A 15567-nucleotide genomic window follows, 5' to 3' on the forward strand; every position below is an offset into this window, starting at 1 on the left:
GCGAGCTCGGTTTCATTCTCGATGATGTCAGCGCGCAATTTAGCGATGACTACACCAGCATCGAAGTGGCCGATTTAAGCCAAGCGCAAAGCAATTACCTTAGCGAGCATGACCTTGATAGCAGCGAGTTTGCTGCGGTGACGGTCACTTACGGCGATGAAAGCTATACGCTGCTGACTAATGAAGTGAGCGATGCTTGGAGTTAATCCAAGTTATACCCGTCTTACTTGAAGCTGCAGCGGTGTTGGCTACGTTTGTTCACCCCAATCACATAGTTATCTATGCTCATGGGGCCTCACTCACTTGCCGCCTACCTGCAACTCCAAGTACTTTGGGTATATATCGCTGATGCTTTTAAAGTGAGTAAAAAGGCTTCCCGCGGGAAGCCTTTGTTGATCTTAAGTTTTGATTGCTTTGAGCCAAGGGTTATCAACCTGGTACGGATTTCATCATACTGGCGCTGGCGACTTGTTTGCGCCGCTCGCCCATCACCAAGAGCAAACGTTGCAGGCCGATAAAGCCAAACAGCAAAATGCCGACGATAATTTTGGTCCACCACGAACTGAGCGTGCCATCAAAGGTGATGTAGGTTTGAATCAAGCCTTGAATCAGCACCCCAAACAGTGAGCCAAATACCGTGCCGACACCGCCGGAGAGCAGGGTACCGCCAATCACAACCGCGGCGATAGCATCAAGCTCGACGCCGATCCCCGCGAGCGGATAGCCAGCTGAGGTATAGATAGAAAATACAATCCCAGCGCAGGTTGCCAAAAACGTCGACAGCATATAAATGCCGATGGTGGTACGCCGCACCGGCACGCCCATCAAACCCGCGGAAGTGGCATTGCCGCCAACCGCGTAGACGTTATTACCAAAGCGGGTGCGATGCGCAAGCAGCATGCCTGCGATAACAATCACCAGCATGATCACCGCCATCAGGCTCAGGCGCCCGCCGCCCCAAATGTGCCATGCGGTGCGTGATAACTCTTTAAACACCGGATGCTTAATCGGAATGGATTGCTCGGAGATCAAAAAGCTCGCGCCGCGTAAAAAGAACATGCCTGCAAGGGTGACGATAAACGCCGGAATTTTCAGGGTATCGATGATCCAGCCCATAAAGCCGCCAAACGCCATCCCCAGCACCAGAACAATCAGCATCGCCGCATAGGGAGCAACGTGCCAATCACCGATCATTTTGGCCATCAAAACGCCGGTGAACGCCACCACTGAACCGACCGACAAATCGATACCGCCAGAGAGGATCACAAACGTCATGCCTACGGCGAGAATGCCGAGAAAGGCGTTATCTGTCAGAATGTTGCAGATAACTCTCGTGGTCATAAAGGCTGGGAATTCCACCATGCAGAACAGGTATCCAACCAAAAAGACGCAAATGGTAATAAATAGAGGGAAGTTACGTTTAATCATGGTTTTGCTTCCTCTTCATCCATTGAATCACCGCAGGGGATTGCATCACCAGAACCAGCAGCACCACTACAGATTTAACGATATGGTTCCATTGCGGTTGGTAGCCGGAGAGCAAAATGCCGGTGTTAATGCTTTGAATAATAAACGCGCCAACTAATGCCAGCAGCAGGTTAAAGCGTCCGCCCATCAATGATGTGCCGCCAATCACCACCGCCAAAATGGCGTCCATTTCTAGCCATAAACCGGCGTTGTTGGCATCGGCGCCTTTGATGTCAGCGGCAACGATAATTCCCGCCAGCGCCGCCATGACACCGCTCACTGCATAAACCGACATCACGATCGCTGGCGTATTAATCCCAGCGTTTTTCGCGGCTTTAATGTTGATCCCAACCGATTCGATAAACAGCCCAAGTGCGGTTTTTTTGGTTAACGCCCACACCGCAAGCGCGGCCAGAATCAGTAAAATGATCGGAGTAGGTAGCAGCAAAAACGAGCCACTACCAAACCATGACAGAGTGTCATTGTTAAAGGTGACAATTTGACCTTGAGTGATGAGCTGAGCAATACCGCGCCCGGCCACCATCAAAATCAGCGTCGCGACAATCGGCTGTATTTTAAACACCGCGACCAAAAAGCCATTCCAGATGCCGCACGCAAGGCCCGAAAGCAGCGCGCAGATCAAAATGGTTGCCGGAGCGTAACCGCTTGACGCCATGCTTGCCATCACGGCGCCGCTGATGGCCATTACCGCACCTACCGACAAATCAATGCCGCCGGTGGCAATCACTAATGTCATGCCGATGGTGAGCAGCGCCACCGGCGCGCCACGGTTAAAAATGTCGATGACACTGCCAAACAAGCGGCCATCTTGAATGTGAATGGAAAAAAAGTTGTCGGCGATAACGGCGTTAACCAGAAACAGTAACACCAGTGCCATCACCTGTGGTGCCCCTTTGGGCAGGGTAAACTTACGCTTGGGCGGCAGTTTACCGGGAGTGGATGGGGTAAAAGTCGTCATGGAATCCTCACATCGCGATTGCTTGCATGATGGCAGGGACCGAAAGCTGTTCGGTTGGAATCTCAGCCACTTGTTTGCGATCGCGCAGCACTATCACGCGATCGGCATAGCCAACCAGTTCCTCAAGCTCCGAAGAGATGACCAGCAAAGCCAGACCATTCGCACACAGCGATTCGATCAATCGAATGATCTCAGCATGCGCGCCGACATCAATGCCGCGGGTTGGCTCGTCAAGAATCAAAAATTTCGGTTTGGTCAGCAGCCAGCGTGCCAGCAGTACTTTTTGTTGGTTGCCTCCGGAGAGAAACTCAATCGGCTGCTCCATATTGGGCGTTTTGATGTCGAGCTGTTTAATAAAGCGCTGCGACACTTCCTCTTGCTCGCTTTTTGACAGTGGTCTAAACCAGCCGCGCTGCGCTTGCAGAGCCAAAATGATGTTTTCGCGCACTGAGGCCGCGCCAATGATGCCATCGGTTTTGCGATCTTCTGGACAAAAGCCAAAGCCTTGCAGCGATGCCTGACGTGCGGAGTGAATTTTGGTCGCGCGATTTTTTAATTTGCAGCTGCCACTGTCACTCGGTTCAATACCAAAAATGACCTTGGCGGTTTCGGTGCGCCCGGAGCCAAGCAGCCCGGCCAAGCCAACAATTTCGCCAGCGTGAACTTTGAGGTTAAATGGCTCGATGGTGCCTTTTTTGCCATAGCTGCTAAATTCCACCACAGGTTCATTACTGAGCTGAGTTTTACCCGCGCGTCTGAGCGCGTTGTCTTCCAGCTCGCGACCAAGCATCAGTTTGACCAACTCAATTTGCGGCAAACTTTTGGTCTCATGAGTCCCGACCAACTGGCCATTACGCAGCACAGTGATGCGATCGCTGACGGCGTAGACTTGGTCAAGGAAGTGAGTAATAAACACTAAGCTAATGCCTTTTTCGCGCAGGCTACGCATAATGCCAAACAGCATGTCGACTTCGCTGCTGTCGAGGCTGGCGGTGGGTTCGTCAAGGATCAGAATCTTGGCCGACAGCGAGACGGCGCGGGCAATGGAGATCACTTGTTGAATCGCAACCGAAAAGCTATTGAGCGGTTGGGTCACATCAAGATTGAGGCCATAACCACGCATGATTTTGGCGGCTTGTTGTGCCATGGTTTTTCGATCAACTAAGCCCCATTTACGCGGTTCATTGCCGATAAACAGGTTATCCATTACCGACATGTTTGGCAGTAGGTTGACCTCTTGGTAAACCGTACCAATACCCAGTTGCTGGGCGTGGGCGGTGTTTTGTGGTGAGATACTTTGACCGTCGAGAAAGATAGTTCCCGCGTCGCGTTGGTAAACACCGGTTAAGGTTTTTACTAAGGTCGATTTTCCCGCGCCGTTTTCACCCAGTAAAGCCATAATTTCGCCACGCTTTAGCGAGAAATCGACGTTTTGTAGCGCTTTAACCCCAGGAAAGTATTTACTGATCCCTTTCGCACTTAATACAAATTCATTGTTGTCAGCGGTAAAAGACATACAGACTCCATCAACCGATTATCGCGACTTGTCGACAAAATCTTTGCCGACAAGTTTATTGCTGATAACAGGTTTATCTTATGAATTAATAACCCAAATCTTTTTTCATATCCAATTGTGATTGAGCATCTTTAGGTAAATAAAGTTTGGACTCTGTAACGATTTTTTTCGGTGGTTGAGTGCCTTTGTCTTTATAAGAAATAAGCGCATCAAATGCCGGGCCAGCCATATTTGGTGTTAATTCGACAGTGGCATTGGCATCGCCTTTTAACATCGCTTTAAATATATCTGGTACCGCGTCGATTGAAACAATTAAAATATCTTCGCCAGGTTTTAAACCGGCTTCTTTAATTGCTTGAATGGCACCGATAGCCATATCGTCATTATGCGAGAATACCGCGCAAATATTTTTTCCGCCGTTTTCTGCTTTAATGAAACTCTCCATGACTTCTTTACCTTTACTGCGGGTAAATTCGCCAGATTGAGTGCGTACAATTTTAATGTTCGGTGCGGTGTCAATTGCTTCGCCAAAGCCTTCTTTACGATCAAGCGCCACACTGGCACCAACGGTACCTTGCAGTTCGACCACATTACATGGTTTGTCTTTAACGGTATCGATAAGCCATTGGCCGGCCACTTTCCCTTCCAACACGTTGTCGGCGGTGACCGCGGTCATGTACAGGGAGTCGTCGTCTACTGTGATGCCGCGGTCGAGAAGAAATACAGGAATATCATAGTCTTTTGCTTCTTCAAGCACCGGGCCCCAACCGGTCTGAACCACAGGAGCAATAAAAATCGCATCCACACCTTGAGCGATGAATGAGCGCACCGCTTTGATTTGGTTTTCTTGTTTTTGCTGGGCATCAGAGATTTTTAAATTGATGCCACGTTTTTCTGCTTCAGCTTTGGATACCGCAGTTTCGGCAGCACGCCATCCAGATTCTGAACCAATTTGTGAAAAGCCAACGGTTAAGGAGCTGGCCATGACGGAGGCAGACATAACGATACTGCCTATTGCAGTCGCTAGGGTAAGTTTTTTTAGCATAATATTTCTCTATCTTATTATTTATAGTTTCACGTGTAGGTATTAATCAGGTACTGCATGGGTTGTATATTTTTTATACCGATAGAGAATAGGAGAGATATTTTAATTTCTATTAGAGCTTGGTCACACCAAAAGGTTGATAGCAAAATAATCCATTTTAATAGCAGTATTAACAATGATTTATTTGGTAGTTGATAATATTGTTAATTTTCAATAAATAAAAAAGTTAATGGTTATATAAAATAAATAACTATAAAGTTTAAATGGCAAAAAGCCCTCTAAATAGAGGGCTTTTATTTTATTGATTAAATTTAATTAATATTTTTATTTAATCATCATTAAGCGCGAGTTTTCTGTTTGTAACGGTCAAAGATAACCGCTGCCAACAGAATTGCACCACGTACTACGTATTGAGCAAACGGTGACATGTTCAGTAGGTTCATGGCGTTTTCAACGGTACCTAAAATCAGTACACCGGCGATAACGTATGACACTTTACCGATACCCCCTTTAAGGGAGACACCACCCAATACACACGCAGAGATAACCACCAGTTCAAAGCCAACTGACGTCATTGGTTGTCCACTGGTCATACGCGCAGCCAAAATCACCCCAGCCAGAGCAGAAATAAAGCCCGACACGGTGAAAATGATCATCTTAGTTTTCACCACATTAACACCCGCTAGGCGAGCAGCTTCTTCATTACCACCGATAGCCAAAGTGTTGCGGCCATAAACGGTGCGATTAAGTAAGAAGGCAAAGACAGCAAAGGTGATGATGGTGAGCCAAACTGGCGTAGGGATTCCGATGAAAGAAGAGTTACCGATTGAGAAGAAAGCTTCTTCAGTGATACCTACCGCTTTACCATCGGAGATGATGTAGCCAAGACCACGTGCAATTTGCATGGTCGCAAGCGTGGTGATGAGGGCGTTGATTTGCAGTTTCGCAATCACAAAACCGTTTAGTAGACCAAATGCAACACCAGACAGCAAGCCCGCGCCGATGCCAAGTACCACACTTGAAGTGGCGTTGATCGCAACCGCGGTAACCACGCCGGAACAGGCGATAATAGAGGCAACCGACAAGTCCAAGTCACCACAGGCCAAGCAGAACAGCATCGCACAGGCGACCATACCACTCATCGAAATCGCCAAACCCAAACCTTTCATATTGATGAAAGTGGCGAAGTAAGGGACAAAGAAACAGCAGAGCAGGAATAGACCAGCAAACACCATCAGCATGCCGAATTTATCCCAAATACTGGCGAAGTTCATCGCGCGTTTTGGTTTATCCTCGTTGAGGACTTTAGTTGAACTGGATAGGGACATAGGATATTCCTTCGTATCAAGCTGCGACTTGACCGTCACCTAGCATTGCTAGGCTCAGAGCCGCTTGTTCATTAAATTCTTCACGTTTCAATTCGCCAGTAACGGCACCTTCTTTCATCACGATAACGCGATCTGAAATTCCAAGAACTTCAGGAAGGTCGCTTGAAACGACAAGGACAGTGACGCCGTTTTCGGCTAGGTTGAAAATCAGTTCATAGATTTCTGATTTCGCCCCTACATCGATACCGCGCGTAGGTTCATCGAGCAAAATGACGCTCATATCGGTGGACAACCAGCGGCCAAGAATGACTTTTTGTTGGTTACCGCCAGACAGCTGGCCAATCGCTTGTTGCAGTGATGAGGTTTTTACATTCAGTGCTTTACGTTGCTCTTCAGCGTTTTTCCCTTCCCAGCTGAAGTCGATAAGACTGCCGAGTTTAAGGTGCCAAGGGCGCGCACTGACGTTAGTGTTTTCTTCCACCGACATGATAGGAATGATGCCGTCGCCTTTGCGATCTTCCGGACACAAAGTGATACCCGCTTTGATGGCATCGCGCGGACTTGAAATCGCTATCGGTTGACCGTGCAAATAAACTTGGCCTGCGGTTGGATGTTCAGCGCCAAAGATCAAACGTGTCAGTTCAGTACGCCCTGCACCAACAAGTCCAAATAGACCCAAAATTTCACCCTGGCGAATATCCAGTGACACTGGCGCGCTTAGGCCCTTACCTTCCATGTTTTCAATGCGTAATCCATCACCACCAAGTGGACGAGAGCGGTAGTTGTAGATGTCGTTGATTTCACGGCCAACCATCAGTTCAACCAAACGGTCGTGAGTCAGTGTGCTCATTTCGTCAAAGGTTTGAACATGTGTGCCGTCTTTGAAAATGGTGATCGCATCGCACAAATCAAAAATCTCTTCCATACGGTGAGAGACGTACAAAATAATTTTGCCGTCATCGCGCAGTTCGCGAATGACTTTAAATAGGTTTTGAATCTCACGTTGCGACAAACTACTGGTCGGTTCATCAAACGCGATAATTTGAGCATTGCGGCTTAAGGCTTTGGCTATTTCCACCATTTGCCATTGGCCGATTGAAAATTCTTTAAGTGGGCGCGAAGGGTCAAAGTTTTCGCCTAAACGGCTTAATTGCTCTCGAGCATTTTTGTTGAGCGTATCGCTGTCGACACGGCCATTTTTAGTCGGAAGTTGCCCAAGATAAATGTTTTCTGCCACGCTTAATTCAGGAACCAAGTTGAGTTCTTGATAGATGATGGCAATGCCTTCATCAAGCGCATCGGTGGTTTTCTCAAACTTCAGGCTTTTACCATCGACAACCAGTTCGCCTTCGGTTGGTTGGTGTAAGCCACTTAAGGTTTTTAATAGCGTAGATTTTCCCGCGCCATTTTCGCCCATCAAAGCATGCACACTGCCTTTGTTAGCACGAAAGCTGATGTTATTTAACGCTTTCACACCAGGGAAATGCTTTGAGATATTGCGAAACTCTAAGTAAGAAGGTGATCCCGCCATAATGTTTCTCTCCGGTTTCATAATGTGGTGGCTCAACGGAGCCACCACGCCAATCGCTAAAGATTGATTAGCTAAGTAACAATTGTATATATGCTTATATAACAGCTAGTTATACGACAATTGCTTATAGACCTTTTTTCTCTAGCTCGGCTTTAAAGTTGTCACGAGTGATCAGAACCACGTCGGTGACTTCAACAAACTTTTTAGGTTCCACATCGTCTTTCACCCATTTGTAAAGTGATTCGATGCTCTTGAAGCCGTGAACGTCTGGGCTAGGAAGAAGTGAACCGTAGAAACCTGTTGGTTTTGATTTTGCCAGTTCATTAACTGCATCAACGCCGTTGATACCGATACCGATAACGTGCGTTGCATCAAAGCCTTGGCCTTCAGTTGCACGTACGCCGCCAAGTACAGTGTTGTCGTTCATACCGACAATCAGCCATTGTTTAACGGTTGGGTATTGAACCAATAGTGAGTTTGCCGCGTCCAATGCTCCTGGGATGTCATTGGTCTTAGTTGGTACGCGGTAGATTTGGTTTTCAGGGAAGCCCGCTTCTTTAAGCGCTTTGATTGAACCGTCTACGCGGCGACGCGCGGTATCCAATTCATCTGCAGTGATTGCCATAACGCCTGTGCTTGAAGCATCCCAGCCACGTTTGGTCATTTCTTTGTATAGCTCGCTACCTTGACGGTAACCGATTTCACTTGCCGCCATCATCACCAATGGAACGTCTGTCATTGGTTTGCCTTTGGCATTTAAGAATTGGTCATCAACTGTGATGACTTTGAGATCATAGCTTTTCGCTTTCGCCATGATCGCAGGACCTAATTTTGGATCGGGAGTGCAGATAACGAAGCCTTTGGCGCCACTGGCAGCAAGAGTGTCGATAGCATTTAGGGTTTTTTCACCATCTGGCACGGCCATTTTGACCACTTCAAAGCCGTATTGTTTGCCGGCTTTTTCAGCGAAAGACCATTCGGTTTGGAACCATGGTTCTTCAGGTTGTTTTACAAGATAGCCCAGTTTTAGCTCATCACTTGAACCAAAAAAAGCGTTAGCAGAAGCACTCATTAGCGTCATTCCTGACAGTGCAGCAGTAGCGAGTAGAGTTTTTAGTTTCATTGTTATTCCATCCACTGATGTAGTAGGGGGTAAGTATTCATTGACCATTATTCTGTTAACAGGGAGTTAATTGGAGTGATAAATCTCACAACAAAAAAAAGTAGCGTTTTTGTCCATTCATTTAGCGGCGAAGACTATGATCTAGCTCTCGTTTGCATCTGGGTGGTGCAATGATGACTGGTTTTGGTGCGTTTATGAGAAAAGTCTGAACAAATAATCGGCTTTGTCGGGTGGTTTGGAATTTTCACTGCCGATCACACAAAAAAAAGCTCGTAACGTTTTTGTCCATAAATTTAGCGTTGTGGTTTATGGGAGATTGGCAGTGCTGTGGCTATAACAATAGGAATATTGCGACCCACAGTTTGGAGCTGTCATGGATACTAATAACGCTAATCAGCCGCATGTCATTGGACTGGACTTCGGTTCAGATTCGGTTCGTGCCCTTATTGTTAACGCTGAAACGGGCCAAGAAGTCACGTCTTCAGTGGTGTATTACCCAAGATGGATGGAAGGTAAATATTGTGTGCCTGAGCAATCTCAGTTCCGCCACCATCCGCGAGATTATATTGAAGCCATGACCAGCGCGATTCAAGAAGCGTTGGCCCAAGTGCCACGTGAATTGGCACAATCTGTCGTAGGTATCGGTGTTGATACCACAGGCTCGACCCCAGCACCGGTCGATGGTGAAGGTAAAGTGCTCGCGCTATTGCCTGAATTTGAGCACAACCCAAATGCGATGTTTGTGCTGTGGAAAGACCACACATCGGTATCAAAAGCGGACCTTATCAATGAACTCGCACACTCTGGTCAATATCCAGATTACACACGCTTTATCGGTGGTATCTACTCATCAGAATGGTTCTGGGCTAAAGCGGCTTGGGTAAGTGAGCAAGACGATAGCGTTGCAGAACGTGCCTACAGCTGGGTTGAGCTGTGTGACTGGATTCCAGCGCTATTGTCTGGCAACGAAAATCCAGGCCAGCTACGTCGCGGCGTTTGCGCTGCAGGGCACAAAGCCATGTGGCATCCAAGCTGGGATGGCCTGCCTGATCAAGATTTCCTTTCAGCCATTTCTCCAACCTTAAACGGCATGCGTGAGCGCATGTTTACCGAGGTGTATACCGCCGATCAAAAAGCCGGTGAATTGACAGCCGACTGGGCGAGCAAACTTGGTTTGCCACAAGGCATTGCCATTGCTGTCGGTGAGTTTGACTGCCACATGGGCGCTGTCGGTGCGGGTGCCGGTGCCAATGATTTGGTGAAAGTGATTGGTACTTCGACCTGTGACATTTTGATGGTTGAGAGCGATGAAGTCGGCGAACGCACCATTCACGGCATTTGTGGTCAAGTAGACGGCAGCGCACTGCCTGGTCTTTTGGCACTTGAAGCCGGCCAATCGGCGTTCGGTGATATGTACGCTTGGTTTAAACGCCTATTAATGTGGCCGCTACAACAATACGCGGCGGCCAACCCAGATTTTGCTTTAACAGCGGAAGAGCTCGATGGTGAATTGCTGCCGATGTTGTCCAAAGCAGCAGAGCAATACCAAATTCAATCTCAATCGCCTTTGGCGATGGACTGGCTAAATGGACGCCGCACCCCCTATGCAAACCAACGGCTTAAAGGTGCGTTAGGTGAGCTAAACCTTGGCAGTACTGCGCCAGCGCTGTTTTCTTCTTTGGTGGAATCCACCGCTCATGGTGCGAAATCAATCGTCGATTGTTTCGTTGACCAAAACGTCAATGTCAATCGTGTCATCGCCATCGGCGGTATCGCGCAAAAATCTTCCTACGTCATGCAGATGTGTGCCGACGTGATTGGCCGCGAAATCGCGGTAGTGGAATCGGACCAATGTTGCGCTTTGGGCGCGGCTATCTTCGCCGCCGTCGCCGCTGGCGTTCACCCAGATTCGCAAACTGCTCAGCAAGTGATGGCAAGCCCAATTCGCTCGGTTTACACACCGAATCCTGAGGTTGCTGCTCTGCGCGCAGACCGCTACGCCAGTTACCGCGAATTTGGTGGTCACATCGAACAAATGGCGGAATATCATCAACATAAGGAAAACCGCAATGACTGAACAGACGATTTGGCATCAAGTCTCTGAAGGTGTCGCTGAGCGGTTGAAAACGCTGCGTCACCAAGTTTGGCAAGCCAATATGGACCTGCAGCGCCACAACCTCGTGACCTTCACTTGGGGCAACGTGTCGGGTATCGACCGTGAATCCGGGCTGGTGGTGATCAAACCAAGCGGCGTGAAATACGAACAGCTCAGCGCCGAAAACATGGTGGTAGTGGACTTACAAGGTGAGGTCGTCGAAGGCGACCTTAACCCATCGTCCGACACCGCAACACACTTAGAGTTGTATCGCCAATTTACCGATATCGGCGGCATTGTGCACACGCACTCGCCGCAAGCAACAGCTTGGGCGCAAGCGGGCAAAGCCATTCCGGCGCTTGGCACCACGCATGCCGATTATTTCTACGGCAGCATTCCATGTACTCGCGCGCTTAGCGATGAGGAAATTGCCAACGATTACGAACTCAATACCGGCAAAGTGATTGTCGAAACCATTCAAGGCAGTGATCAGCAAGTGATGGCAACGCCAGGCATTTTGGTCAAAGAACATGCGCCGTTTACTTGGGGCAAAGATGCCGACCAAGCGGTGCACAACGCTGTGGTGGTCGAAGTGGTCGCCGGTATGGCGTTGCAAACGCTACAAATTAATCCCGATGTTAGCTTCATCAACCAAGCTCTACTAGATAAGCACTACCTGCGTAAACACGGCGCGAATGCTTACTATGGCCAACATCAATCCAGCAAGAAATAAGGAATAACTATGAAAGTGTTCAATGATAAACAAGTCTGGTTCGTAACCGGTTCACAGCATCTTTACGGGCCTAAAGTTCTCGAGCAGGTCGCGCGTGATAGCGCCGAAATCGTCGCTGGATTGAATGCCGCTGAAACCATTTCAGTGCCTGTGGCTGAAAAAGGCACGGTAAAAACCCCGGATGAAATTCTGGCCGTTTGCCAAGCAGCAAACAACGATCCATCGTGTGTCGGTTTGATTTTATGGATGCACACCTTCTCGCCAGCGAAAATGTGGATTGCAGGTCTGACCCAGCTTAACAAGCCATTCTTGCACCTACACACTCAGTTCAATGCCGCGCTCCCTTGGGATGACATCGACATGGACTTTATGAACCTGAACCAAAGTGCCCACGGCTGTCGTGAATTTGGCTTCATCGGTACGCGCATGAACATCGACCGCAAAGTGGTTGTCGGTCACTGGCAAAATCCAGAAGTGCACAAACAAGTCGACGATTGGTGCCGAGCGGCGATTGGTATCAATGCCGGTCAAAACCTTAAAGTGGCACGCTTTGGTGACAACATGCGCCAAGTCGCGGTCACCGAAGGGAATAAGGTTTCAGCGCAAATTCAGTTTGGTTACGAAGTTCACGCTTATGGCCTGGGCGAGCTTGCTGAAGCCGTTAATGAAACCTCCGATGCCGATGTCAACGCACTGCTTGATGAGTACGCATCAACCTACGACATGTCGCCAAACCTATTTACCGACAGCGACTTGAAGAAACTGATGGTGCAAGAAGCGCGTTTAGAACTGGGTATGGAAAACTTCCTTAACTCTGTTGGCGCAAAAGCATACACTAACACCTTTGAAAACCTAACTGGCACCACAAACTTGCCAGGTCTTGCTAGCCAACGCTTAATGTCGAAAGGCTTTGGTTACGGCGGTGAGGGTGACTGGAAAACCTCTGCGATGGTTCACATCATGAAAGTGATGGGCCAAGGCAAACAAGGTGGTACGTCGTTTATGGAAGACTACACCTACAACTTCGGCGCTCGTGACCAAGTACTTGGTGCGCACATGCTGGAAGTTTGTCCGAGTATCGCAGCGAAAAAACCAAAATTGGAAATTCACCTGCACACCATCGGTTGCCGCGCTGACATTCCTCGCTTGATCTTCAGTGGTCAAGAAGGCCCAGCAGTGAACGTATCGGTGATTGATCTTGGTAGCCGTTTCCGTATGTTGGTCAACGTGGTGGATACCGTTACACCACCACAATCACTACCACACCTACCAGTGGCGCACGCATTGTGGGAACCACAACCTAACCTGCAAGTGGGCGCAGCAGCTTGGATTCATGCGGGTGGTGCGCACCACTCGGCATACAGCCAAGCGGTATCTTTAGATACTCTGACTGACTACGCAGAGATTGCGGGTATCGAAATGGTGGTGATTGACAACAGCACCCAACTTCGTCAGTTCAAACAGGAGCTGAAAAATAACAGCGCTTATTATCGCTTAGCAGGATTCTAACCCTGATACGAGCCCCCACTTCGGTGGGGGCCAATAGAGGTCAAACCCGTGAATGTTGAAATAGAAACCAAGGAAACCTATCTGCTCGAAAAGCCCCCCTGGGCGTTGCAAGTTCTGCCAAACACACCCAATCAGTTCGAACTCACTTATCAAAACCAACCTTTATATCTCGGCCAGCTGGAAGTGTTTAACAATGGTGTGCTACTTGATATCTCGAATGTGACTTGGCGCTTTCGCCAAAAGCAGCAGCGTATTGAACAGTGGTGCCAACTGCGCCACAGCGATACGTTGTCGGTCAACATGAACTACTACTTTCACCAAGATGCGTTGGTGATTGAATATTTGGCGCGCAACAGTGTGCCGACGCGCCTTGATATTCGCCATAATATTCAAAGTCTTACTGTAGAAAGTTGGGATACGACTTCTCCGGCGCCGACCCTGAATCCAAAGCAACTAAAAAGGCAGAGAAACGGCATGCCGAGCGATTTTTTATCGCAAACCGAGAAAACTGACTTCTTTCGTGAAGCTTTTTCCGCCACTCAGTGGATCGTACTTAACAAAATGTGAAGTATGAATTCGTTTTCAGAGCCTCGATTTCATAAACTGGGCCTAAAAAAGTACCCTCTATGCAAAATAATGACCCTTTAAAACCCGGTTATAACTTCAATGCGCACTTAGTGGCCGGTTTAACGCCGATCATCGAAGGGGACGAACTCGATTTTTTGATTGAGCGCCCAAGCGGAATGAAAGGCTACATCATCAATATGACCAGCCAAGGTGAGGGCACCATTTTTTCTGGTGACCAAGCCTTTGACGTTAAAGCGGGTGACTTGCTGCTGTTTCCCCCAAGCGCAACGCACTTTTATCAACGTAAAAAAGACAGTGCATCTTGGTTTCACCGTTGGGTGTATTTTCGCCCGCGTGCGTTTTGGAATAACTGGCTGACTTGGCAAGAGCAGCGCAATGGCGTGTTTGTTACCCAAAACCTTGACCACAATAGCATTGAACAGATTGAACATCTGTTTGTTGATATCGAATACGCGGCCAAATCGGATATGCCGTATCGCGATGACCTCGCGATTAACTTGCTTGAGCAGCTATTGATTCGCTGTAAGACCGTTCAGCCCGATGTGGTGAGTAAGCCGATTGACCCGCGGGTGATTGAGGCGATGAACTACATGACCCAAAACCTCAATCAAGATTTCACTTTGGAAGACATTGCCGACCACACCTGTTTGTCTTCTTCGCGCCTTGGTCACTTGTTCCGCGATGAGATGCAGATGACCATTACCCAGTGGCGCGATGATCAGCGTATCAGCCGCGCCAAGCAATTGTTGGTGACCACTAACTATTCGGTTAACCATATTGGCCGCATTGTCGGCTACACCGACCCACTGTATTTCTCGCGAGTGTTTAAGCGCAAAGCGGGGTTAAGTCCGAAGCGTTATCGAGAGCAGATTTCTTAATTTGTTGTTTTTGTTGGGGAGTTTGTTTGATTCGCTTGGTATTTATCTAGAGCGCGGTAAACCAACGTCGTCATTCTGAAGGCTCGGAAAGAGCTATCTGTGTCTTGGATTAAGTTGTTGGTTTGATGCGCCTAACGTGTGTCGATTTCTTTTCTATCTGCGATAGCGCACCAGTTCCTTTTGTTGGCGCAAAAGGAACCAAAAGCGCCTTTTGTACTTTGGCGCTGCTCGGCTCGGTTTTAGGCGCGTCCTGCGCCGAAAACCTAAAAATTCGTCCATGAATTTTTGCCTAGTGATTTGTTTCTTATTTATCTAGACGGTGAACCAACGTCGTTATTCTGCAGGCTCTGAAAGAGCTATCTGTGTCTTGGGTTAGTTGTTTGGTTTGATGCGCCTAACGCGCGTCGATTTCTTTTCTATCTGCGATAGCGCACCAGTTCCTTTTGTTGGCGCAAAAGGAACCAAAAGCGCCTTTTGTGCTTTGACGCTGTTCGGCTCGGTTTTAGGCGCGTCCTGCGCCGAAAACCTAAAAATTCATCCCTGAATTTTTGCCTAATGATTTGTTTCTTATTTATCTAGATCGCGGTAAACAAGCGTCGTCATTCCGAAGGATCAGAAAGAGCTATTCGGAATCTGGGGTATCTTGGGTTAGTTGTTTAGTTTGATGCGCCTAACGTGTGTCGATTTCTTTTTTATCTGCGATAGCGCACCAGTCCCTTTTGTTGGCGCAAAAGGAACCAAAAGCGCCTTTTGTGCTTTGACGCTGTTCGGCTCG

The 15567-nt window shown here is 48.2% G+C and carries 13 protein-coding genes; 6 read left to right on the top strand and 7 right to left on the bottom strand.

All coding sequences use genetic code 11. From position 1 onward, the window contains the following. Positions 1–206, top strand: a 206-nt coding sequence (locus BLS03_RS25775) for a hypothetical protein (protein WP_176765689.1), incomplete at its 5' end; no start/stop codon positions are given. Positions 207–429: 223 nt separating this feature from the next. Here the strand turns inward: BLS03_RS25775 and yjfF are convergent. The 7 genes from yjfF to BLS03_RS24285 form a co-directional block, all read right to left on the bottom strand. Beyond that, a complete protein-coding gene (gene yjfF / locus BLS03_RS24255) occupies positions 430–1428 on the bottom strand; it encodes a galactofuranose ABC transporter, permease protein YjfF (protein WP_093279426.1) in 999 nt (332 codons plus the stop codon). After that, entirely contained in the window at positions 1421–2446 is a 1026-nt protein-coding gene (gene ytfT, locus BLS03_RS24260) for a galactofuranose ABC transporter, ATP-binding protein YtfT (RefSeq protein WP_093279427.1), read from the bottom strand. Before ytfT ends, yjfF begins: the two co-directional genes overlap by 8 nt. A gap of 7 nt (positions 2447–2453) precedes the next feature. Further along, the gene (ytfR, locus tag BLS03_RS24265; RefSeq protein ID WP_093279428.1) at positions 2454–3962 is read right to left on the bottom strand and encodes a galactofuranose ABC transporter, ATP-binding protein YtfR; all 1509 of its coding nucleotides are present in this window, start codon (positions 3960–3962) and stop codon (positions 2454–2456) included. Between the two features lie 85 nt (positions 3963–4047). Then, complete coding sequence (ytfQ, locus tag BLS03_RS24270; protein WP_093279429.1) at positions 4048–5007, bottom strand: galactofuranose ABC transporter, galactofuranose-binding protein YtfQ; 960 nt, start codon at positions 5005–5007, stop codon at positions 4048–4050. A gap of 338 nt (positions 5008–5345) precedes the next feature. Further along, positions 5346–6335: an L-arabinose ABC transporter permease AraH gene (gene araH, locus BLS03_RS24275; RefSeq protein ID WP_093279430.1), complete on the bottom strand. Its 990-nt coding sequence runs from the start codon at positions 6333–6335 to the stop codon at positions 5346–5348. A 16-nt stretch (positions 6336–6351) separates the two neighbouring features. Beyond that, entirely contained in the window at positions 6352–7866 is a 1515-nt protein-coding gene (gene araG / locus BLS03_RS24280) for an L-arabinose ABC transporter ATP-binding protein AraG (RefSeq protein WP_093279431.1), read from the bottom strand. Positions 7867–7990: 124 nt separating this feature from the next. Next, positions 7991–8989 carry an arabinose ABC transporter substrate-binding protein gene (locus BLS03_RS24285; RefSeq protein ID WP_093279432.1) on the bottom strand — a complete coding sequence of 333 codons (999 nt, stop codon included), beginning with the start codon at positions 8987–8989 and terminating at the stop codon, positions 7991–7993. 373 nt (positions 8990–9362) lie between these two features. Here BLS03_RS24285 and BLS03_RS24290 point away from each other — a divergent pair, with 373 nt between their 5' ends. The 5 genes from BLS03_RS24290 to araC are packed head-to-tail and all read left to right on the top strand — an operon-like array spanning position 9363 to position 14792. Next, a complete protein-coding gene (locus tag BLS03_RS24290; protein WP_093279433.1) occupies positions 9363–11066 on the top strand; it encodes a ribulokinase in 1704 nt (567 codons plus the stop codon). Next, positions 11059–11817, top strand: a complete 759-nt coding sequence (locus BLS03_RS24295; protein ID WP_093279434.1) for an L-ribulose-5-phosphate 4-epimerase — start codon at positions 11059–11061, stop codon at positions 11815–11817. The genes BLS03_RS24290 and BLS03_RS24295 overlap by 8 nt, the downstream gene beginning before the upstream one ends. 9 nt (positions 11818–11826) lie before the next feature. After that, positions 11827–13326 carry an L-arabinose isomerase gene (gene araA / locus BLS03_RS24300; protein ID WP_093279435.1) on the top strand — a complete coding sequence of 500 codons (1500 nt, stop codon included), beginning with the start codon at positions 11827–11829 and terminating at the stop codon, positions 13324–13326. A 48-nt stretch (positions 13327–13374) separates the two neighbouring features. Further along, a complete protein-coding gene (locus BLS03_RS24305) occupies positions 13375–13893 on the top strand; it encodes a hypothetical protein (protein ID WP_093279436.1) in 519 nt (172 codons plus the stop codon). A 59-nt stretch (positions 13894–13952) separates the two neighbouring features. Next, on the top strand, positions 13953–14792 hold the full coding sequence (araC, locus tag BLS03_RS24310; protein WP_093279437.1) for an arabinose operon transcriptional regulator AraC: 840 nt from the start codon (positions 13953–13955) through the stop codon (positions 14790–14792). Positions 14793–15567 lie beyond the last annotated feature (775 nt).

The organism is Vibrio xiamenensis, assembly GCF_900100015.1.
Classification (GTDB): domain Bacteria; phylum Pseudomonadota; class Gammaproteobacteria; order Enterobacterales; family Vibrionaceae; genus Vibrio; species Vibrio xiamenensis.

Coding starts and splice junctions, on each gene's coding strand:
- yjfF (WP_093279426.1), bottom strand. CDS start 1,428: ATGATTAAACGTAACTTCCCTCTATTTATTACCATTTGCGTCTTTTTG.
- ytfT (WP_093279427.1), bottom strand. CDS start 2,446: ATGACGACTTTTACCCCATCCACTCCCGGTAAACTGCCGCCCAAGCGT.
- ytfR (WP_093279428.1), bottom strand. CDS start 3,962: ATGTCTTTTACCGCTGACAACAATGAATTTGTATTAAGTGCGAAAGGG.
- ytfQ (WP_093279429.1), bottom strand. CDS start 5,007: ATGCTAAAAAAACTTACCCTAGCGACTGCAATAGGCAGTATCGTTATG.
- araH (WP_093279430.1), bottom strand. CDS start 6,335: ATGTCCCTATCCAGTTCAACTAAAGTCCTCAACGAGGATAAACCAAAA.
- araG (WP_093279431.1), bottom strand. CDS start 7,866: ATGGCGGGATCACCTTCTTACTTAGAGTTTCGCAATATCTCAAAGCAT.
- BLS03_RS24285 (WP_093279432.1), bottom strand. CDS start 8,989: ATGAAACTAAAAACTCTACTCGCTACTGCTGCACTGTCAGGAATGACG.
- BLS03_RS24290 (WP_093279433.1), top strand. CDS start 9,363: ATGGATACTAATAACGCTAATCAGCCGCATGTCATTGGACTGGACTTC.
- BLS03_RS24295 (WP_093279434.1), top strand. CDS start 11,059: ATGACTGAACAGACGATTTGGCATCAAGTCTCTGAAGGTGTCGCTGAG.
- araA (WP_093279435.1), top strand. CDS start 11,827: ATGAAAGTGTTCAATGATAAACAAGTCTGGTTCGTAACCGGTTCACAG.
- araC (WP_093279437.1), top strand. CDS start 13,953: ATGCAAAATAATGACCCTTTAAAACCCGGTTATAACTTCAATGCGCAC.